The sequence below is a fragment of the Gilliamella sp. X-46 genome, from assembly GCF_057063525.1.
In genome coordinates this window covers 1-18,370 of the sequence record NZ_JBXSQH010000004.1, presented here as the reverse complement: position 1 = coordinate 18,370, position 18,370 = coordinate 1, and the positions used below count along the sequence as shown (strand labels likewise).

Sequence of the window (18,370 nt, the reverse complement as noted above, 5' to 3'; positions counted from 1 at the left end):
CCTGTCAATCGAAACAGGGCAAGAGGAGTAGTCTTTTGTTATAACTTTTAAATAATGGAGCTCTGGTCTCATGTCGAACCAAAGAATCCGTATCCGGTTAAAAGCGTTTGATCATCGTTTGATTGATCAATCAACTGCTGAAATTGTAGAAACTGCGAAGCGCACTGGTGCGCAAGTTCGTGGTCCTATTCCATTACCGACACGCAAAGAGCGTTTTACTGTATTGATTTCTCCGCACGTTAATAAAGATGCGCGTGATCAATACGAGATTCGCACTCATAAACGTCTAGTTGATATTGTTGAGCCAACTGAAAAAACAGTTGATGCTTTAATGCGTCTAGATCTTGCTGCCGGTGTTGATGTGCAGATCAGTTTAGGTTAATCCTAAGCTGAATGATTGAGAGGTCGAAACAATGATTGGTTTAATCGGTCGTAAAGTAGGAATGACACGTATCTTCACTGAAGAAGGTGTTTCTATTCCTGTCACCGTAGTTGAAGTTCAAAGCAACCGTGTTACTCAAGTTAAAACACTTGATAATGATGGTTATCAAGCTATTCAGGTTACTACTGGCAGCAAAAAAGCAAGTCGCGTAAACAAGCCTGAAGCAGGTCATTTCGCTAAGGCTGGCGTTGAAGCTGGTCGTGGTCTATGGGAGTTTCGTTTTGAAGAAGGCGAATTTACTGTAGGTCAAAGTATTAACGTTGATATTTTCACAGACGTTAAAAAAGTTGATGTTACTGGAACATCTAAAGGTAAAGGTTTTGCTGGCGTAACTAAACGTTGGAATTTCCGTACTCAAGATGCAACTCATGGTAACTCTTTGGCACACCGTGGTCATGGCTCTATCGGTCAAAACCAAACTCCAGGTAAAGTGTTCAAAGGTCGTAAAATGGCAGGTCACTTAGGTAATGAACGTGTAACCGTTCAAAACTTAGATATTGTACGTGTTGATGCTGAACGCAATCTTTTATTAATTAAAGGTGCAGTTCCTGGCGCAATCAATAGTGACGTAATTGTTAAACCGGCAATCAAGGCTTAACGTCGAGGAGATAGAGATGGAATTAGTAGTAAAAGACGCGCAAGCGCTTTCTGTTTCCGAAACTACCTTCGGACGTGAGTTTAATGAAGCGTTAGTTCATCAAGTAGTTGTTGCTTATGCATCTGCTGCTCGTCAGGGCTCTCGCGCACAAAAAACTCGTGCAGAAATCGCTGGTTCAGGCAAAAAACCATGGCGTCAAAAAGGCACAGGTCGTGCTCGTGCAGGTTCTGTTAAGAGCCCAATTTGGCGTAGTGGTGGTGTGACATTTGCAGCAAAACCACAAGATCATAGCCAAAAAGTTAACCGTAAAATGTATCGTGGTGCATTAAAGAGTATTTTCTCTGAATTAGTGCGTCAAGAACGTTTAGTTGTGGTTGAAACATTTACTGTTGAAGCACCTAAGACTAAATTATTAACTCAGAAATTAAATGATATGAACCTTAATGATGTTCTTATTATCGCTTCTGAAGTTGATGAAAATCTTTTCTTAGCAGCACGCAACTTACATAAAGTTGATGTGCGTGATGTGGCAGGTATTGATCCAGTTAGTTTGATTGCATTTGACAAAGTGGTTATCACTGTTGATGCTGTTAAACAAGTAGAGGAGATGTTAGCATGATTCGTGAAGAGCGTCTGCTTAAAGTCCTGCGAGCACCACATGTTTCTGAAAAAGCATCTATTTCAATGGAAAAAACAAATACATTAGTATTGAAAGTTGCTAAAGATGCTACTAAGAGAGAGATTAAAGCCGCAGTTGAACAACTATTTGAAGTTAAAGTAGATGACGTTAATACTCTTGTTGTTAAAGGTAAAGTTAAACGTCGTGGTCAACAAATCGGTCGCCGTAGCGACTGGAAAAAAGCTTACGTTACTTTAGCAGAAGGTCAAAATTTAGACCTTGCTGGCGTCGCTGAGTAATTCGGAGGAGTAAGAACAATGGCAGTTGTTAAGTGTAAACCTACATCTCCGGGTCGTCGCCACGTTGTTAAAGTGGTTAACCCAGAGTTGCATAAAGGTAAGCCTTATGCACCGTTGCTTGATTCAAAAAGCAAAACTGGTGGTCGCAATAATAATGGTCGTATCACTACCCGTCATATTGGTGGTGGTCATAAACAACATTATCGTATTGTCGATTTTAAGCGTAATAAAGATGGTATTCCAGCAGTTGTTGAGCGTTTGGAATATGATCCAAACCGTAGTGCAAATATTGCATTGGTTTTATATAAAGACGGTGAACGTCGTTATATTTTAGCGCCTAAAGGCTTAAAAGCAGGTGATCAGATCCAATCTGGTGTTGATGCATCGATTAAAACAGGTAACTGTTTACCAATGCGCAATATTCCAGTAGGTTCTACCGTGCATAATATTGAAATGAAACCAGGTAAAGGCGGACAACTTGCTCGCTCTGCTGGTAGTTATGTTCAAATCGTTGCGCGTGATGGTGCTTATGTAACATTACGTCTACGTTCAGGTGAAATGCGTAAAGTATTATCTGATTGCCGCGCCACTGTTGGTGAAGTGGGTAATTCAGAGCATATGCTTCGCGTATTAGGTAAAGCGGGTGCATCGCGTTGGCGTGGTATTCGTCCTACTGTTCGTGGTACAGCAATGAACCCGGTAGACCATCCACATGGTGGTGGTGAAGGTCGTAACTTTGGTAAACATCCTGTGTCTCCATGGGGTCAAAAAGCCAAAGGATTGAAAACGCGTAGCAACAAACGTACTGATAAGTATATTGTTCGCCGTCGCAATAAGAAATAATTAATATAGAGGATTAGCTATGCCACGTTCTCTCAAGAAGGGTCCTTTCATTGACCTACACTTGCTGAAGAAGGTAGAGAAAGCGGTGGAAAGCGGGGACAAGAAACCAATTCGTACTTGGTCCCGTCGTTCAACGATCTTTCCTAATATGATCGGATTGACCATCGCTGTCCATAATGGTCGTCAGCACGTTCCAGTTTATGTTTCCGACGAAATGGTTGGTCATAAATTGGGTGAATTCGCGCCGACTCGTACTTATCGCGGTCACGCAGCCGATAAGAAAGCTAAGAAGAAATAAGTAGGAGAAAGAGATGGAAACAATTGCAAAGTACCGCCACGCTCGTTCTTCTGCACAAAAAGTTCGCTTAGTTGCAGATCTTGTTCGCGGTAAGAATGTGTCTCAGGCACTAGATATTTTAACGTACACCAATAAAAAAGCGGCTGTACTTGTTAAAAAAGTATTAGAGTCTGCTATTGCTAATGCAGAGCATAACGATGGTGCTGATATTGATGATCTAAAAGTTGCGAAAATTTTCGTAGATGAAGGCCCAACCATGAAGCGTATTATGCCTCGTGCGAAAGGTCGTGCAGATCGAATTTTGAAGCGTACGAGTCACATCACCGTGATCGTTTCAGATCGCTAGGCTGGAGAATAGCAATGGGTCAAAAAGTAAATCCAAATGGTATCCGTTTAGGCATCGTCAAGCCTTGGACATCTACATGGTATTCGGGTACAAAGACATTCGCTGATAATTTAGAAAGTGATTTTAGAGTGCGTGAATTCTTGAACAAAGAATTAGCACAAGCGTCAATCTCTAAGATTGTGATCGACCGTTCAGCAGAAACTAACGTTCGTATTACTATCCACACTGCTCGTCCGGGTATTGTGATTGGTAAAAAAGGCGAGGACGTTGAAAAATTACGTAATGCCGTAGCTTCTATTGTCAATAAATATAAAGACAAAAGAGAAAAACGTGATGTTGCAGTACAAATTAATATTGCTGAAGTTCGTAAACCAGAACTTGATGCAAAATTAGTTGCTGATAGTATCACTTCTCAATTAGAACGCCGTGTTATGTTCCGTCGTGCTATGAAACGTGCGGTTCAAAATGCAATGAAGGCGGGTGCTAAAGGTATCAAAGTTGAAGTAAGTGGTCGTTTAGGCGGCGCTGAAATTGCTCGTAGCGAATGGTATCGTGAAGGTCGTGTACCTTTACACACATTACGAGCGGACATCGACTATGGTTTGTCTGAAGCATTAACTACCTATGGTATTATTGGTGTTAAAGTGTGGATCTTCAAAGGTGAGATCCTTGGTGGTATGGCTGCCGTTGAACAAGCAGAAAAACAACCTGCTGCTCAACCGAAAAAGCAGCGAAAAGGCCGAAAACAATAAGGAGCGTCGCTGATGTTACAACCAAAGCGTACAAAATTCCGTAAAGTGCACAAGGGCCGCAATCGTGGTCTTGCTGTAAGTACTGATGTTAGTTTCGGTACATTCGGTCTTAAGGCTGTAGGTCGTGGTCGTTTGACTGCGCGCCAGATCGAAGCAGCACGTCGTGCAATGACTCGTGCAGTTAAGCGTCAAGGTAAAATCTGGATTCGAGTTTTCCCTGATAAACCAATTACCGAAAAACCACTTGCAGTGCGTATGGGTAAAGGTAAGGGTAACGTTGAATACTGGGTTGCTCAGATTCAACCAGGTAAAGTCCTTTATGAAATGGACGGTGTACCGGAAGAAGTTGCTCGTGAAGCATTTGCGTTGGCAGCTGCAAAACTGCCAATTAAAACCACCTTTGTGATTAAGACGGTGATGTAAATGAAAGCAAAAGAGCTACGCGAAAAAAGCGTTGAAGAGTTAAATACTGAACTTCTTAATTTATTACGTGAGCAATTTAACTTACGTATGCAATTAGCTGGAGGTCAGTTAACACAGACTCATATGTTAAAACAAGTGCGTCGTAATATTGCACGTGTTAAAACGTTATTAACTGAGAAGGCGGGTGCGTAATATGACTACTGAAGTAAAAATTCGTACTCAGCAAGGTCGTGTTATTAGCGACAAAATGGATAAATCTATTACTGTTGCTATTGAACGTAAAGTGAAGCATCCGTTATATGGTAAGTTCATTAAACGTACGACTAAATTGCATGTACATGATGAAAACAACGAGTGTGGTATTGGTGATACTGTAGAAATTAAAGAGTGTCGTCCATTATCAAAAACCAAATCTTGGACTCTTGTTCGAATCGTTGAAAAAGCAGTTATCTAATCTTTTTTGATTAAAAACTGTACATAATATAATAAACGGCTGAGTGGCCGTTTATTTTATGCTATCCATTTTATTTGAGTGGTGTTATACTATGCGCCCTCACGTAAGTGGGTTTTTGGTTGTCTATTCTTATCCATGGTAGTTGAGGTGGATGAAGGTAGATTAGACAATAATTTATTTATACGGAGCATTAAAATGATCCAAGAACAGACAAGGCTAGATGTTGCCGATAACTCTGGCGCACGTAGTGTAATGTGTATCAAAGTTCTCGGTGGATCGCACCGTCGTTATGCAGCGGTTGGTGATATCATCAAAGTTACCATTAAAGAAGCAATTCCACGTGGTAAAGTTAAAAAAGGTGATGTGCTTAAAGCTGTTGTAGTGCGCACTAGAAAAGGTGTTCGTCGTCCTGATGGATCTGTCATTCGTTTCGATCGTAACGCTTGTGTTATTTTAAACAATAACAGTGAGCAACCGATTGGTACGCGTATTTTTGGACCGGTCACTCGTGAACTTCGTTCTGAGAAGTTTATGAAGATCATTTCATTAGCACCAGAAGTACTGTAAGGAGCGGGTAATGGCAGCGAAAATCCGTCGAGAAGATGAAGTTATCGTGTTAACCGGTAAAGATAAAGGTAAACGCGGTAAAGTAAAAAGCGTTTTGTCTACAGGCAAAGTGATTGTTGAAGGTATTAATTTGGTGAAAAAACATCAAAAACCAGTACCTGCATTAAATCAAGAAGGTGGAATTGTTGAAAAAGAAGCAGCAATTAATGTTTCTAACGTAGCAATTTTCAACCCAGCTACAGGCAAAGCAGATCGCGTAGGCTTTCGTATTGAAGACGGCAAAAAAGTCCGTTTTTATAAGTCTACTAATGAATTAATCAATTAAGTAATTTGGAGTGTACGATGGCGAAACTGCATGATTACTACAAAGCACAGGTAGTAAATAAACTGCAAGAACAGTTTGGCTACAAATCTGTCATGCAAGTCCCTCGGATCGAAAAGATCACCTTGAATATGGGTGTGGGTGAAGCAATTACTGATAAGAAATTATTAGATAATGCGGTTGCAGATTTAGCTGCAATCAGTGGTCAAAAACCACTTGTCACAAAAGCACGCAAATCAGTTGCTGGTTTTAAAATCCGTCAAGGGTATCCTATTGGTTGTAAAGTCACTTTACGTGGCGAACGTATGTGGGAATTTTTTGAACGTCTAGTTTATATTGCTCTTCCTCGTACTCGAGATTTTCGTGGTTTAAGCGCAAAATCTTTTGATGGTCGTGGTAACTATAGCATGGGTGTTCGTGAGCAAATCGTTTTCCCTGAAATCGATTATGATAAAGTTGATCGTGTTCGTGGTTTAGATATTACTATCACAACAAGTGCACAATCAGATGAAGAAGGCCGAGCTTTATTATCTGCCTTTAACTTCCCATTTCGTAAGTAAGGTAGGGCATAATGGCTAAACAATCAATGATTGAACGCGACAAGAAACGCGTAAAGCTAGCAGAAAAATATTTTGCAAAGCGTCAAGAATTAAAAGCGATTATCTCTGATCTTAATGCATCAGATGAAGATCGTTGGAATGCAGTGCTTAAATTGCAAACGCTTCCTCGTGATTCTAGTCCATCACGTCAACGTCGTCGTTGTCGTCAAACTGGTCGTCCTCATGGCGTCCTTCGTAAGTTTGGTTTAAGCCGTATTAAGGTTCGTGAGTCAGCCATGCGTGGTGAGATTCCTGGTCTTAAAAAGGCAAGTTGGTAATCAGGGGAGTGTTATAGATGAGCATGCAAGATCCTATAGCAGATATGTTGACCCGTATTCGTAACGGTCAATCTGCGAATAAAGTTGCAGTCACCATGCCTTCCTCTAAGCTAAAAGTGGCAATTGCCAATGTGCTAAAAGAAGAAGGTTATATTGGGGACTATAAAGTTGTTGGTGACACTAAGCCAGAATTGGAAATCACTTTAAAATATTTCCAAGGCAAAGCTGTTGTAGAAAGTATCAAACGTGTTAGCCGTCCAGGTTTACGTATTTATAAACGTAAAGATGAATTACCAAAAGTTATGGCTGGACTAGGTATTGCGGTTGTTTCTACTTCTAAAGGTGTTATGACTGATCGTGCAGCACGCCAAGCAGGTCTTGGTGGTGAAATTATCTGCTACGTAGCGTAAGGGAGAAAAAGATGTCTCGTGTTGCAAAAGCACCTGTCGTTGTTCCTGCTGGCGTAGAGGTAAAACTCAATGGTCAGGTAATTACGATTAAAGGTAAAAATGGCGAGTTATCTCGCACAATAAATAATGCTGTTGTGATTAATCAAGAAGAAGGTCAAATTAAATTTGCTCCTCGTGATGGATTTGCAGATGCTTGGGCTCAAGCTGGTACTGCTCGTGCATTGATTAACGCAATGGTTATTGGTGTTACTGAAGGTTTTACTAAAAAACTTCAGCTAGTTGGTGTCGGTTATCGTGCACAAGTAAAAGGTAATGCAATTGGTTTATCTCTTGGATATTCACATCCAATTGAACATCAATTACCTGCAGGTGTAACAGCTGAATGTCCTTCTCAAACTGAAATCGTACTAAAAAGTGCTGATAAACAGTTAATTGGACAAGTAGCTGCTGATATCCGTGCTTATCGTCGTCCTGAGCCTTATAAAGGTAAAGGTGTTCGTTACGCAGATGAAGTTGTGCGTACTAAAGAAGCTAAGAAAAAGTAAGGTAACACTATGGATAAGAAATCAGCTCGTATCCGTCGTGCAACTAAAGCGCGTCGCAAGATGCATGAACTACTTGCAACTCGCTTAGTGGTTCATCGCACTCCGCGTCATATTTATGCGCAGATTATCGCACCAAACGGATCAGAAGTACTGGCAGCCGCTTCTACATTAGAAAAAGCTATCAGTGAAAGTTTAAAATACACCGGAAACAAAGATGCAGCAGCAGCGGTTGGTAAAGCAATTGCTGAACGTGCATTAGCGAAAGATATCAAAGAAGTTTCATTTGATCGTTCGGGTTTCCAATATCATGGTCGAGTTCAGGCGCTAGCAGATGCTGCTCGCGAAGCTGGCCTACAGTTCTAAGGTAGGAGTTAAAGATGTCAAACATCGAAAAACAAGCTGGTGAACTGCAGGAAAAACTAATCGCAGTTAACCGAGTTTCTAAAACCGTAAAAGGTGGTCGTATTTTTAGTTTTTCTGCACTAACAGTTGTTGGTGACGGTAATGGCCGCGTAGGTTTTGGATATGGTAAAGCACGTGAAGTGCCAGCAGCAATTCAAAAAGCAATGGAAAAAGCACGTCGTAACATGATTAACGTTGCTTTAAATAACGATACTTTACAGCATCCTGTTAAAGGTGCTCACACAGGTTCTCGTGTTTATATGCAACCAGCGTCAGAAGGTACTGGTATTATCGCCGGTGGTGCAATGCGTGCTGTTTTAGAAGTTGCAGGTGTTCGTAACGTTTTAGCTAAGGCATATGGTTCTACTAACCCAATTAATGTGGTTCGTGCAACAATTGATGGCTTAGAAAATATGAAATCACCTGAAATGGTTGCTGCTAAGCGTGGTAAAACCGTCGAAGAAATTTTGGGGTAATTAGCCATGGCAAAAACAATTAAAATTACACAAACCCGTAGTTCTATTGGTCGTCTACCGAAGCATAAAGCGACGTTAGTTGGTCTTGGATTACGTCGTATTGGTCATACTGTTGAGCGTGAAGATACACCTGCGATTCGCGGTATGGTAAACCAAGTTTATTACATGGTTAAAGTAGAGGAGTAATAGTAATGCGTTTAAATACTTTATCTCCTGCTGAAGGTTCAAAGCATGCACCAAAACGTCTAGGCCGAGGAATCGGTTCTGGTTTAGGTAAAACAGGTACTCGTGGTATTAAAGGTCAAAAATCTCGTTCAGGCGGTGGCGTTCGTCGCGGTTTTGAGGGTGGTCAAATGCCTTTATATCGTCGCTTACCTAAATTTGGTTTTACCTCTCGTAAAGCTCAAGTTACAGCTCAAGTTCGTCTTTCAGATCTAATGAAAGTTGAAGGCGATATTGTTGACCTAAATAGCTTAAAAGTTGCAAATGTGATTAACTCACAAATTGAATATGCAAAAATCATGTTATCTGGTGAAGTAACTAAACCAGTAACTGTTCGTGGTATTCGTGTAACTAAAGGTGCTAAAGCTGCAATTGAAGCTGCTGGCGGAAAAATTGAGGAATAAGTAGAAAGATGGCAAAGCAACCAGGATTAGATTTTCAAAGTGCACGAGGTGGCAGTGGTGAACTCAAAAGGCGTTTGATGTTTGTGCTTTTAGCGCTTATTGTTTTTCGTCTTGGTTCTTACATTCCTGTTCCTGGTATTGATACTAAAGCGTTATCGGACTTACTAACACGAGCATCATCAAATGGTCTTGTGGGTATGTTCAATATGTTCTCTGGTGGTGCTTTAAGCCGTGCTTCAATTTTTGCTTTAGGGATAATGCCTTATATTTCTGCATCAATTATTGTACAGTTATTAACGGCAATTAGCCCTAAATTAGCAGAATTAAAGAAAGAAGGTGAATCTGGTCGTAAAAAAATTAGTCAGTACACTCGTTATGGCACATTAGCTTTAGCGATTATACAGGCTGTTGGTATTGCGACTGGTTTACCGAATATTCCTGATTATGGTCACGTTGTGATTAATCCAGGATTTTCTTTCTATTTTATTGCATCGGTTAGCTTAGTTACTGGCACTATGTTTCTTATGTGGTTGGGTGAGCAGATTACTGAACGAGGTGTAGGTAATGGTATTTCAATCATTATCTTTGCAGGTATCGTGGCAAGTCTTCCTCATGCTATTTATGAAACAATTGAACAAGCTCGCTCTGGTTCATTGCATCCGATTTTATTATTAGTTGTTGCTGCATTAGTGGTCGGTGTAACTTATTTTGTTGTGTTTGTTGAGCGTGGTCAACGACGAATTGTTGTTAATTATGCACAACGACAACAAGGTCGTCGTGTTTACGCTGCGCAAAGTACGCATTTACCATTAAAGATTAATATGGCAGGCGTTATTCCTGCAATATTTGCTTCAACAATTGCTATGTTACCATCAATGATGGCTGCTTGGTTCCAAGGAGATGGTGAAGGATGGAGATATATTATGGTACTTATCAATCAATATTTCTCTCATGATCAACCGTTATACATAATCTTTTTTGCAGTAGCGATTATTTTCTTCTGTTTCTTCTATACAGCATTGGTTTTCAATCCTAGAGAAACAGCAGATCAGCTTAAAAAATCTGGTGCATTTATTCCAGGTATTCGTCCAGGTGAACAAACATCTAAGTATATTGACAAAGTAATGACTCGTTTAACGCTAATTGGCGCAATCTACATTACTTTTGTATGTTTGGTTCCAATGTTTATGACAAGCGCGATGAAAGTTCCTGTTCAGTTTGGCGGAACATCTTTATTAATCGTTGTTGTTGTAATCATGGATTTTATGGCACAAGTACAGACTTTAATGATGCCAAATCGTTATGAGTCAGTGTTAAAGAAAGCGAACCTTAAAGGCTACGGCCGATAAGTTAGCCAGAAGTTACGGAGAAAAACATGAAAGTTCGTGCTTCAGTCAAGAAATTATGCAGAAATTGTAAAATCATCAAACGTAATGGCATTGTTCGTGTTATTTGCGTTGAAGGTAAACATAAACAACGTCAAGGTTAATTTATTTAACTGGAAAGTTGTGCTTTTGCATATTTTACTTGCCAAAGTATAGTAAAGCTGGCTAGAATAGCCAGCCTAGATTTATTTGTGAATTCACTGTTTGAGTATCCTGAAAACGGGCTTTTCAGTATGGTGAATTCACTAAACATTAACAATAAAGGAGTGCATAGTGGCCCGTATAGCAGGCATTAACATTCCTGATCAACAACATGCTGTAATTGCTTTACAAGCTATTTATGGTATCGGAAGTACCCGCGCTAAGACAATTTGTGCTGAAGCTGGTATTGCTGAACATGTGAAGATCAGAGAACTATCTGAAGATCAGATTGAAAAGTTACGTGAACAAGTCGCTAAATTCACAGTTGAAGGTGATTTACGTCGTGAAGTAACTATGAGTATCAAGCGTTTATTAGACCTTGGTTGTTATCGTGGCATGCGTCACCGTCGTGGACTTCCAGTCCGTGGTCAACGCACAAAGACTAACGCTCGTACCCGTAAGGGACCGCGTAAGCCAATCAAGAAATAATTGAGGTATAATTAAATGGCAAAGACACCTGTTCGTACACGTAAACGTGTAAAAAAGCAAGTTTCTGATGGTATAGCTCATATTCATGCATCATTCAACAATACAATCGTAACTATTACCGATCGTCAAGGTAATGCGTTAGGTTGGGCAACCGCTGGTGGTTCTGGTTTCCGTGGCTCTCGTAAATCAACACCTTTTGCAGCTCAAGTGGCCGCAGAACGTTGTGCTGAAGCCGTCAAAGATTACGGAATTAAGAATCTAGAAGTTATGGTTAAAGGACCTGGTCCTGGTCGTGAGTCAACAATTCGTGCATTAAATGCAGCGGGTTATCGCATCACTAACATTACTGATGTTACTCCGATTCCTCATAACGGTTGTCGTCCACCAAAGAAACGTCGTGTTTAATTTTTTATTAAACATTGAATGTTTAGGATTATTGGAGAAATAAAATGGCAAGATATTTGGGACCAAAACTCAAATTAAGTCGCCGTGAAGGTACAGATTTATTCCTTAAGTCTGGCGTCCGAGCGATTGATAGTAAATGTAAATTAGAACAAGCTCCTGGACAGCATGGTGCGCGTAAACCGCGTTTATCCGATTATGGTGTTCAGTTACGTGAAAAACAAAAAGTTAGACGTATTTATGGAATTTTAGAACGTCAATTCCGTAATTACTACAAAAGTGCAGCGCGTATTAAAGGCAACACTGGTGAAAACCTACTTGGTCTTTTAGAACGTCGCTTAGATAACGTTGTTTATCGCATGGGATTTGGTGCAACTCGCGCTGAAGCTCGTCAATTAGTTAGTCATAAAGCTGTTCTTGTTAATGGTCGCGTTGTGAACATTGCATCTTATCAAGTATCACCTGAAGATGTGATTAGTGTTCGCGAAAAATCAAAAAAACAAGCACGTATTAAAGCCGCTTTAGAGCTAGCTGAACAACGTGAAAAACCAACATGGTTAGAAGTTGATGCTAGCAAAATGGAAGGTGTGTTTAAACGCTTACCAGAACGTTCAGATTTATCAGCTGACATCAACGAACATTTGATCGTCGAACTTTACTCTAAGTAAAGTTTAGCACTTAAGAGAGGACATAATGCAGGGTTCTGTAACAGAGTTTTTAAAACCTCACCTAGTTGATGTTGTTCAATACAGTCAGACACATGCCAAAGTGACTTTAGAGCCGCTTGAGCGTGGTTTTGGCCATACTTTAGGTAATGCACTACGCCGCATTTTATTATCATCTATGCCGGGATATGCAGTAACCGAAGTTGAAATTGACGGTGTTCTGCATGAGTACAGTACTAAAGAAGGCGTTCAAGAAGATGTACTTGATATCCTGCTTAATTTGAAAAAATTAGCAGTACGTGTACATACTAAAGATGATGTTATGCTGACTTTAAATAAATCAGGTATTGGTGCAGTAACCGCATCAGATATCACTCATGATGGTGATGTTGAAATTGTTAATCCTGATTTAGTAATTTGTCATCTTACTGATGCCAATGCTTCAATTAGTATGCGTATTCGTGTACAACGAGGACGTGGTTATGTCCCTGCTTCTGCTCGCGTTAAGTCAGAAGATGAAGATCGACCAATTGGTCGTCTGTTAGTTGATGCATGTTATAGTCCTGTAGAGCGCATTGCATATTCTGTTGATGCTGCTCGTGTGGAACAACGTACGGATTTAGATAAACTAGTTATCGATATGGAAACCAATGGTACTATCGATCCTGAAGAATCTATTCGTCGTGCATCGACTATTTTGGCTGAACAACTTGAAGCTTTCGTTGATTTACGTGATGTACGTCAACCAGAAGTTAAAGAAGATAAACCGGAATTTGATCCAATTCTATTACGTCCAGTAGATGATTTGGAATTAACTGTTCGGTCTGCTAATTGCTTAAAAGCAGAAGCAGTTCATTATATTGGTGATTTAGTACAACGTACTGAAGTTGAGTTACTTAAAACCCCTAATCTTGGTAAGAAATCACTTACTGAAATTAAGGACGTACTCGCATCTCGTGGTTTATCTTTAGGCATGCGTCTTGAGAACTGGCCACCAGCAAGTATTGTTGAAGACTAAGATAAAATTTATATAAGAAGGATAAAGTTATGCGCCATCGTAAAAGTGGTCGTCAACTGAACCGAAATAGCAGCCATCGTCAAGCAATGTTTCGTAACATGACTAGTTCACTTGTTGAACATGAAATCATCAAAACTACATTGCCTAAAGCAAAAGAGTTGCGTCGTGTTGTTGAACCGTTAATTACGCTAGCCAAAAGCGATAGCGTAGCTAATCGCCGTTTGGCTTTTGCTCGTATCCGTGATAAAGATACAGTTAAAAAATTATTTTCAGATTTAGGTCCACGTTTTGCTACCCGTTCTGGTGGTTATGTACGTATTTTAAAATGTGGTTTCCGTGATGGAGATAATGCTCCAATGGCTTATATCGAGTTAGTTGATCGTCCTGCAGTAGAAGCAGAAGCAACAGCTGAATAGTTTTAAATCATTGTGAACTAAAACCGGCTTTGTGCCGGTTTTTTATTTTCTAAATTTATATTCATTATACCTTGATTGACTAATTGATAAGCTTATATAAGATAGGCTATCAATCCATCCACTTGCTACTATCAATGGCAATACCATGCATGATTACCTGTTGGATAGTCAAATTATTAAATAGCAGTGATTGATGGACGATTCAAATGTTATTAATAATGAGGTGGTGGTGTTTCTTCAGATAAATTAGCAATATTTGATGGTTGCGTTGCTTGTAGCTTTTGGGACAATAAAACCAACTGTTCTTTTAATTTACTCACATCAGCTTGAAGATTGGTAACCATCTGATTAAGTTCTTCAATGGTGACTTCTTGAAAAGCGACTTTGGTTTCAAGTAATTCTAATTGTTTATTCATAGCATAGATTCATATATAAGTTAGTCGATCAAGTTACATTGTAAGTAAAAACAGCTACGAAATCCATCCGCGTTCAGCAAAAGAGACATATTCGCCCTTACCAATAACAATATGATCTATAACTCGAACATCAATTAATTCACAAACTTCTTCTATTTTTTGAGTAAGATGACGATCTGCTTGACTGGGCTCCGCCATACCTGAGGGATGATTATGGGCTAAAATTAATGCGGCTGCATTATGTTGTAATGCTCGTCTTGCTACTTCGCGTGGGTGTACTTCTACACAATTATAGGTACCGACAAACATCTCTTCTGACGAAATGACATGATGTTGATTATCTAAAAAAATCACCATAAAAATTTCACGATCTTTATTGGCTAATCGACTTGCTAAATAGTGGTGTGTGACAGATGGTGAAGAAAGTGAATTTTCGTGCGTCATTTTCACTTTCAAATAACGGGATGAGAGTTCAACAACTGCTTTTAGCTGCGTATATTTAGCCGTGCCTAGGCCATGTTTTTGGCAAAAATCACGATGACTTGCATTAATTAAATTATACAAAGAGCCAAAATCATTTAATAGATTTTGTGATAATTCCAAAACAGGCGAATTATGAGTGCCTGTCCGTAAAAATAAAGCCAACAGTTCAGCATCACTTAATGTTTCGACACCAAACTTCAACAGCTTTTCACGCGGCATTAATTGGGAATGTTCTAAGGACATTGTACTTTTATTTTATTTAATGACTAAAAGTAAATTATTAATAGATTGGCTAATTAGATAAACTCAATAAAGAAAATATTACGACTTATTTCACAAAAAACTAACCAGTTTTGCACAAAAAGAAAAAGCGCTGTATAGCGCTTTTTAATATCAATAAGTGATAAAAACTAGTGACAGCCACATCCGCCATGGCCACCACCACAGCAACCGTGAGCTTCATCATCATCATCGTGATCATGACCGCCACAACCGCAACCACCGTGCCCATGATCGTGACCGTGAGCACCATGAATATGACCGTGTGCGATTTCTTCTTCTGTTGCATCACGAATAGCGAGAACTTCAACATTAAACTGCAAATCTTGTCCTGCTAACATATGATTACCGTCAACCGTCACCGTATCACCATCAATGGCCGTGATTTCAACGGGTAAAGAGCCGTGATCGGTATCAGCAAAAAATCGCATACCGACTTCTAGCTCATCAACACCAACAAACACATCGCGTGGAACATTTTGGACCAGTGCATCATTAAAATCGCCATAAGCGTTAATGATTTCGACATCAAATTTATCGCCAACTTGATGGCCTTCTAATGCTTTTTCTAAATCTTGTAATAAATTACCGGCACCTTGTAAATATTCAAGTGGTGCAGCAGCTGTAGCTTCATCAACTAACACACCATCTTTAGTGCGCACTTGGTATGCTAAACTGACTACTTTATTTTTTGCTATTTTCATTTTTTCTCCAACAGACTTGTATTGAGCAAATTACTTTAGATTTTAGCGGAAAAAAGAAGTTATGTATTCTAAATTTTCTATTTCGCCCAAAACTAACAAAAGAATAACATAACGCAGTAAGATAATAATTGGTTATTTACTATCATTAAAAAAGGCATCAAAATAATGGTTGATGCCTTTTTTGAGTTTTAAAAATTAATCTTATTTAAGTTCTAACTCATTCATTGCCGCAATGCTAAATCCACCGTCGACATGAATGACTTCACCGGTAATACCTGAAGCTAAATTAGAACATAAAAATGCCGCTGAATTACCCACATCTTCGGTTGTCACAGTACGACGAATTGGCGTGACTGATTCGCAGTGAGATAGCATCTTTTTAAAGTCCTTAATGCCAGATGCTGCAAGCGTACGGATTGGACCAGCAGAAATACCATTAACACGAACACCCTCAGGCCCCATTGCATTTGCCATATAGCGCACATTGGCTTCTAATGATGCTTTAGCAAGACCCATCACATTATAATTAGGGATTGCACGTTCAGCACCAAGGTAAGAAAGTGTCACTAACGCTGAATTTGGATTTAGCATTGAACGACATGCCTTAGCCATAGCCACAAAGCTATAAGAGCTAATATCGTGAGCAATAGCAAAACCTTCACGGGTAACGGCATTAACATAATCGCCATCTAATTGATCACCTGGTGCGAAAGCGATAGCATGAACAAAACCATCGAATTTATCCCATGTTTTTGCAAGTTCAGTAAATAGTTCAGTAATGCTTTCATCGTGCGCGACATCACAAGGTAGCACGATTTTTGAACCAAAATCAGCGGCAAACTCCTCAACACGACCTTTTAATTTATCGTTTTGGTAAGTAAAAGCAAGTTCAGCACCTTCACGATGCATTGCTTGTGCAATACCGTAAGCAATTGAACGGTTACTTGCAACACCAGTAACGAGTATACGTTTACCTGTTAAAAATCCCATAAATTATTCCTCTAATGTTTTCACTATATAGTCTAGGATGGTGACGATTATATGTTGATCAAGTCAACTTCGCCACAATAAATTCATTTTTAGCAAATTGCTTTCAATTGAAAACAAAGTGATCAACGATGGTTTACAACCTTAATAACCAACCATCACCGTTAGATTGCTGTGCCTAATCGGTATTAAGTTTTTCGCCAACAGAAAACCAAGATTGACGTGAGTTTAACAAATCTTGTGCCGACATCGGCTTTTTCCCTGCAGGTTGTAAAAGCGTCATATTCAAAGCATGTTGGCTAGTGGCAATACAAATACCATTTTTATTGGCTTGCAAAATCGTCCCCGCCGGCTGTTTTGAGTCCATTTTCACAACATGAGCTTGCCACACCTTAACCGATTCACCGTTAACATCAAAAAAACTAACAGGCCATGGGTTAAAAGCCCGAACGCAACGCTCAAGTTGCTCGGCAGGCAAATTCCAATCGAGTTTAGCTTCTTGCTTTGATAATTTTTCGGCATAAGTTGCTTGTGACGGATCTTGCTTTTCGGGTTGGATTTTTTGTTCAGTAATGAGCGCCAACGTATCGAGCAACGCTTGCGGTCCTAATTGTGCCAGTTTATCGTATAGTGATGCACTGGTATCGGTTTGCTCGATTGGACAGGTCAGCTTATATAACATATCACCCGTATCAAGCCCTGCATCCATCTGCATAATGGTAATACCTGTTTGCTCATCGCCTGCCCAACATGCACGCTGAATTGGTGCCGCACCACGCCAACGGGGTAATAACGAACCGTGCACATTTAGACAGCCTAATCTAGGCATATCCAATACCGCTTGTGGCAAAATCAACCCATAGGCAACCACAATCATAATATCGGCATTGAGATCAGCAATGATTTTTTGATTTTCTTCTTTTTTAAGGGTTACAGGTTGATAAACGGGCAGATTATATTCCATTGCGAGTTGCTTAACAGGGCTAGCCGTCAGCTTATTGCCACGCCCCGCTGGACGATCGGGTTGGGTAAAAACGGCAATCACATTATGTTCAGAACCAACAAGCGCCTTTAAATGAGTGGCGGCAAAATCGGGGGTACCGGCAAAAATAATATTTAATGGTTTAGCGGCATTAGGCATAAGTATTGTATCCATAATCGAAAAATAACACTAATTATACCCGAAACTTAATTAAGAATCTTTAAGCAAAAGGGGACGGTTTAGTTTAGGGGGAATGGTTTCGGAGGTTTATGATTAAGTGATCAAAATGGCGACAAAGGCCTGACCGAATCAGGGAATTAAAACGAACATCCTAACGCCCATGCTTGGGTTGCAAATGTGGCCAATGGCCAAACTCACTTTGCTGTTGGCATATTCTGACGCCGGAGCAAGGCAAACAACATAACCTTGGGGTGTTTTTTGGTGAGTTTTTTTGTTAAAAAACAACACAATTACCACCCAAAAATCGGTCAGAAAAGGTATTGATTTTATTCAAGTTTTTATTTAATGTTTTTTATTCAAAAAAAACTCACCAAAACCATTTCCCAAAACACGCCAACAAAAGCTTAACCGCCCGCAATTAACAAAACTTTACAAATTTTTAACAAAAAACCTAGCGCATAATTACTCAATCGGTTATAATTTAAGCGCTTTCAAAGCAAGGGAGTGCTCATTAGTCGAGCAGT

The 18,370-nt window shown here is 39.8% G+C and carries 33 protein-coding genes; 28 read left to right on the top strand and 5 right to left on the bottom strand.

All coding sequences use genetic code 11. The annotated features are described in order from the left end of the window. Positions 1-70: 70 nt before the first annotated feature. The 28 genes from rpsJ (at position 71) to rplQ (ending at position 13,815) form a co-directional block, all read left to right on the top strand. A complete protein-coding gene (rpsJ, locus tag ACYIAJ_RS05060) occupies positions 71-382 on the top strand; it encodes a 30S ribosomal protein S10 (RefSeq protein ID WP_006120582.1) in 312 nt (103 codons plus the stop codon). Between the two features lie 31 nt (positions 383-413). Beyond that, a complete protein-coding gene (gene rplC / locus ACYIAJ_RS05055; RefSeq protein ID WP_483559699.1) occupies positions 414-1,040 on the top strand; it encodes a 50S ribosomal protein L3 in 627 nt (208 codons plus the stop codon). 16 nt (positions 1,041-1,056) lie between these two features. Beyond that, positions 1,057-1,659, top strand: coding sequence for a 50S ribosomal protein L4 (gene rplD, locus ACYIAJ_RS05050; protein WP_065586696.1), 603 nt, complete (start codon positions 1,057-1,059; stop codon positions 1,657-1,659). Beyond that, positions 1,656-1,958, top strand: coding sequence for a 50S ribosomal protein L23 (gene rplW / locus ACYIAJ_RS05045; RefSeq protein WP_034885052.1), 303 nt, complete (start codon positions 1,656-1,658; stop codon positions 1,956-1,958). The genes rplD and rplW overlap by 4 nt, the downstream gene beginning before the upstream one ends. A gap of 18 nt (positions 1,959-1,976) precedes the next feature. Next, positions 1,977-2,801, top strand: coding sequence for a 50S ribosomal protein L2 (rplB, locus tag ACYIAJ_RS05040; RefSeq protein WP_091347782.1), 825 nt, complete (start codon positions 1,977-1,979; stop codon positions 2,799-2,801). Positions 2,802-2,820: 19 nt separating this feature from the next. Continuing rightward, a complete protein-coding gene (gene rpsS, locus ACYIAJ_RS05035) occupies positions 2,821-3,099 on the top strand; it encodes a 30S ribosomal protein S19 (RefSeq protein ID WP_024496505.1) in 279 nt (92 codons plus the stop codon). A gap of 13 nt (positions 3,100-3,112) precedes the next feature. After that, positions 3,113-3,445: a 50S ribosomal protein L22 gene (rplV, locus tag ACYIAJ_RS05030; protein ID WP_034947997.1), complete on the top strand. Its 333-nt coding sequence runs from the start codon at positions 3,113-3,115 to the stop codon at positions 3,443-3,445. A 14-nt stretch (positions 3,446-3,459) separates the two neighbouring features. Next, a complete protein-coding gene (gene rpsC / locus ACYIAJ_RS05025) occupies positions 3,460-4,197 on the top strand; it encodes a 30S ribosomal protein S3 (protein WP_025314388.1) in 738 nt (245 codons plus the stop codon). Between the two features lie 12 nt (positions 4,198-4,209). After that, a complete protein-coding gene (gene rplP / locus ACYIAJ_RS05020) occupies positions 4,210-4,620 on the top strand; it encodes a 50S ribosomal protein L16 (protein WP_034911153.1) in 411 nt (136 codons plus the stop codon). Further along, on the top strand, positions 4,621-4,812 hold the full coding sequence (rpmC, locus tag ACYIAJ_RS05015) for a 50S ribosomal protein L29 (RefSeq protein ID WP_034902373.1): 192 nt from the start codon (positions 4,621-4,623) through the stop codon (positions 4,810-4,812). It begins immediately after the preceding gene. Position 4,813: 1 nt separating this feature from the next. Continuing rightward, positions 4,814-5,074, top strand: a complete 261-nt coding sequence (gene rpsQ / locus ACYIAJ_RS05010) for a 30S ribosomal protein S17 (RefSeq protein WP_034911151.1) — start codon at positions 4,814-4,816, stop codon at positions 5,072-5,074. Positions 5,075-5,269: 195 nt separating this feature from the next. Then, positions 5,270-5,641: a 50S ribosomal protein L14 gene (gene rplN / locus ACYIAJ_RS05005; protein ID WP_025314392.1), complete on the top strand. Its 372-nt coding sequence runs from the start codon at positions 5,270-5,272 to the stop codon at positions 5,639-5,641. Positions 5,642-5,651: 10 nt separating this feature from the next. Then, positions 5,652-5,966, top strand: coding sequence for a 50S ribosomal protein L24 (gene rplX / locus ACYIAJ_RS05000; RefSeq protein ID WP_065561017.1), 315 nt, complete (start codon positions 5,652-5,654; stop codon positions 5,964-5,966). A 17-nt stretch (positions 5,967-5,983) separates the two neighbouring features. Further along, the gene (gene rplE / locus ACYIAJ_RS04995) at positions 5,984-6,523 is read left to right on the top strand and encodes a 50S ribosomal protein L5 (RefSeq protein WP_065558584.1); all 540 of its coding nucleotides are present in this window, start codon (positions 5,984-5,986) and stop codon (positions 6,521-6,523) included. An 11-nt stretch (positions 6,524-6,534) separates the two neighbouring features. Next, positions 6,535-6,840, top strand: a complete 306-nt coding sequence (gene rpsN / locus ACYIAJ_RS04990; RefSeq protein WP_025314395.1) for a 30S ribosomal protein S14 — start codon at positions 6,535-6,537, stop codon at positions 6,838-6,840. Between the two features lie 17 nt (positions 6,841-6,857). Next, positions 6,858-7,250, top strand: coding sequence for a 30S ribosomal protein S8 (gene rpsH, locus ACYIAJ_RS04985; RefSeq protein WP_065567155.1), 393 nt, complete (start codon positions 6,858-6,860; stop codon positions 7,248-7,250). Between the two features lie 11 nt (positions 7,251-7,261). Beyond that, entirely contained in the window at positions 7,262-7,795 is a 534-nt protein-coding gene (gene rplF, locus ACYIAJ_RS04980) for a 50S ribosomal protein L6 (RefSeq protein WP_065638311.1), read from the top strand. Between the two features lie 9 nt (positions 7,796-7,804). Next, positions 7,805-8,158, top strand: coding sequence for a 50S ribosomal protein L18 (gene rplR / locus ACYIAJ_RS04975; protein WP_025314398.1), 354 nt, complete (start codon positions 7,805-7,807; stop codon positions 8,156-8,158). Between the two features lie 14 nt (positions 8,159-8,172). Beyond that, on the top strand, positions 8,173-8,673 hold the full coding sequence (rpsE, locus tag ACYIAJ_RS04970) for a 30S ribosomal protein S5 (protein ID WP_025314399.1): 501 nt from the start codon (positions 8,173-8,175) through the stop codon (positions 8,671-8,673). Positions 8,674-8,679: 6 nt separating this feature from the next. Further along, positions 8,680-8,859 (top strand): 50S ribosomal protein L30, encoded by a 180-nt coding sequence (gene rpmD, locus ACYIAJ_RS04965; RefSeq protein WP_025314400.1) that lies wholly within the window; start codon positions 8,680-8,682, stop codon positions 8,857-8,859. Positions 8,860-8,864: 5 nt separating this feature from the next. Continuing rightward, positions 8,865-9,299 (top strand): 50S ribosomal protein L15, encoded by a 435-nt coding sequence (gene rplO / locus ACYIAJ_RS04960; RefSeq protein ID WP_483559693.1) that lies wholly within the window; start codon positions 8,865-8,867, stop codon positions 9,297-9,299. 8 nt (positions 9,300-9,307) lie between these two features. Beyond that, positions 9,308-10,648, top strand: a complete 1,341-nt coding sequence (gene secY / locus ACYIAJ_RS04955) for a preprotein translocase subunit SecY (protein ID WP_483559691.1) — start codon at positions 9,308-9,310, stop codon at positions 10,646-10,648. Positions 10,649-10,674: 26 nt separating this feature from the next. Further along, positions 10,675-10,788 carry a 50S ribosomal protein L36 gene (rpmJ, locus tag ACYIAJ_RS04950; protein WP_025314403.1) on the top strand — a complete coding sequence of 38 codons (114 nt, stop codon included), beginning with the start codon at positions 10,675-10,677 and terminating at the stop codon, positions 10,786-10,788. Positions 10,789-10,957: 169 nt separating this feature from the next. Then, entirely contained in the window at positions 10,958-11,314 is a 357-nt protein-coding gene (rpsM, locus tag ACYIAJ_RS04945; protein ID WP_091347772.1) for a 30S ribosomal protein S13, read from the top strand. 15 nt (positions 11,315-11,329) lie between these two features. Next, complete coding sequence (gene rpsK, locus ACYIAJ_RS04940) at positions 11,330-11,719, top strand: 30S ribosomal protein S11 (protein ID WP_025314405.1); 390 nt, start codon at positions 11,330-11,332, stop codon at positions 11,717-11,719. 44 nt (positions 11,720-11,763) lie between these two features. Further along, the gene (gene rpsD, locus ACYIAJ_RS04935) at positions 11,764-12,384 is read left to right on the top strand and encodes a 30S ribosomal protein S4 (RefSeq protein ID WP_034911134.1); all 621 of its coding nucleotides are present in this window, start codon (positions 11,764-11,766) and stop codon (positions 12,382-12,384) included. Between the two features lie 25 nt (positions 12,385-12,409). Next, positions 12,410-13,399 carry a DNA-directed RNA polymerase subunit alpha gene (locus ACYIAJ_RS04930; protein ID WP_091347769.1) on the top strand — a complete coding sequence of 330 codons (990 nt, stop codon included), beginning with the start codon at positions 12,410-12,412 and terminating at the stop codon, positions 13,397-13,399. A 29-nt stretch (positions 13,400-13,428) separates the two neighbouring features. Next, entirely contained in the window at positions 13,429-13,815 is a 387-nt protein-coding gene (gene rplQ, locus ACYIAJ_RS04925; protein WP_483564419.1) for a 50S ribosomal protein L17, read from the top strand. Between the two features lie 212 nt (positions 13,816-14,027). On the opposite strand, the gene ACYIAJ_RS04920 is transcribed toward rplQ, so the two are convergent. From ACYIAJ_RS04920 to fmt, 5 genes are all read right to left on the bottom strand, one after another. After that, positions 14,028-14,231: a SlyX family protein gene (locus ACYIAJ_RS04920; protein WP_091347767.1), complete on the bottom strand. Its 204-nt coding sequence runs from the start codon at positions 14,229-14,231 to the stop codon at positions 14,028-14,030. A gap of 54 nt (positions 14,232-14,285) precedes the next feature. Further along, positions 14,286-14,957, bottom strand: coding sequence for a RadC family protein (gene radC, locus ACYIAJ_RS04915; protein WP_483564418.1), 672 nt, complete (start codon positions 14,955-14,957; stop codon positions 14,286-14,288). 167 nt (positions 14,958-15,124) lie between these two features. Continuing rightward, on the bottom strand, positions 15,125-15,697 hold the full coding sequence (gene slyD, locus ACYIAJ_RS04910; RefSeq protein ID WP_483564417.1) for a peptidylprolyl isomerase: 573 nt from the start codon (positions 15,695-15,697) through the stop codon (positions 15,125-15,127). Between the two features lie 201 nt (positions 15,698-15,898). Next, positions 15,899-16,687: an enoyl-ACP reductase FabI gene (fabI, locus tag ACYIAJ_RS04905; protein WP_091347759.1), complete on the bottom strand. Its 789-nt coding sequence runs from the start codon at positions 16,685-16,687 to the stop codon at positions 15,899-15,901. A gap of 175 nt (positions 16,688-16,862) precedes the next feature. Next, positions 16,863-17,840 carry a methionyl-tRNA formyltransferase gene (gene fmt / locus ACYIAJ_RS04900; protein ID WP_483564416.1) on the bottom strand — a complete coding sequence of 326 codons (978 nt, stop codon included), beginning with the start codon at positions 17,838-17,840 and terminating at the stop codon, positions 16,863-16,865. Positions 17,841-18,370 lie beyond the last annotated feature (530 nt).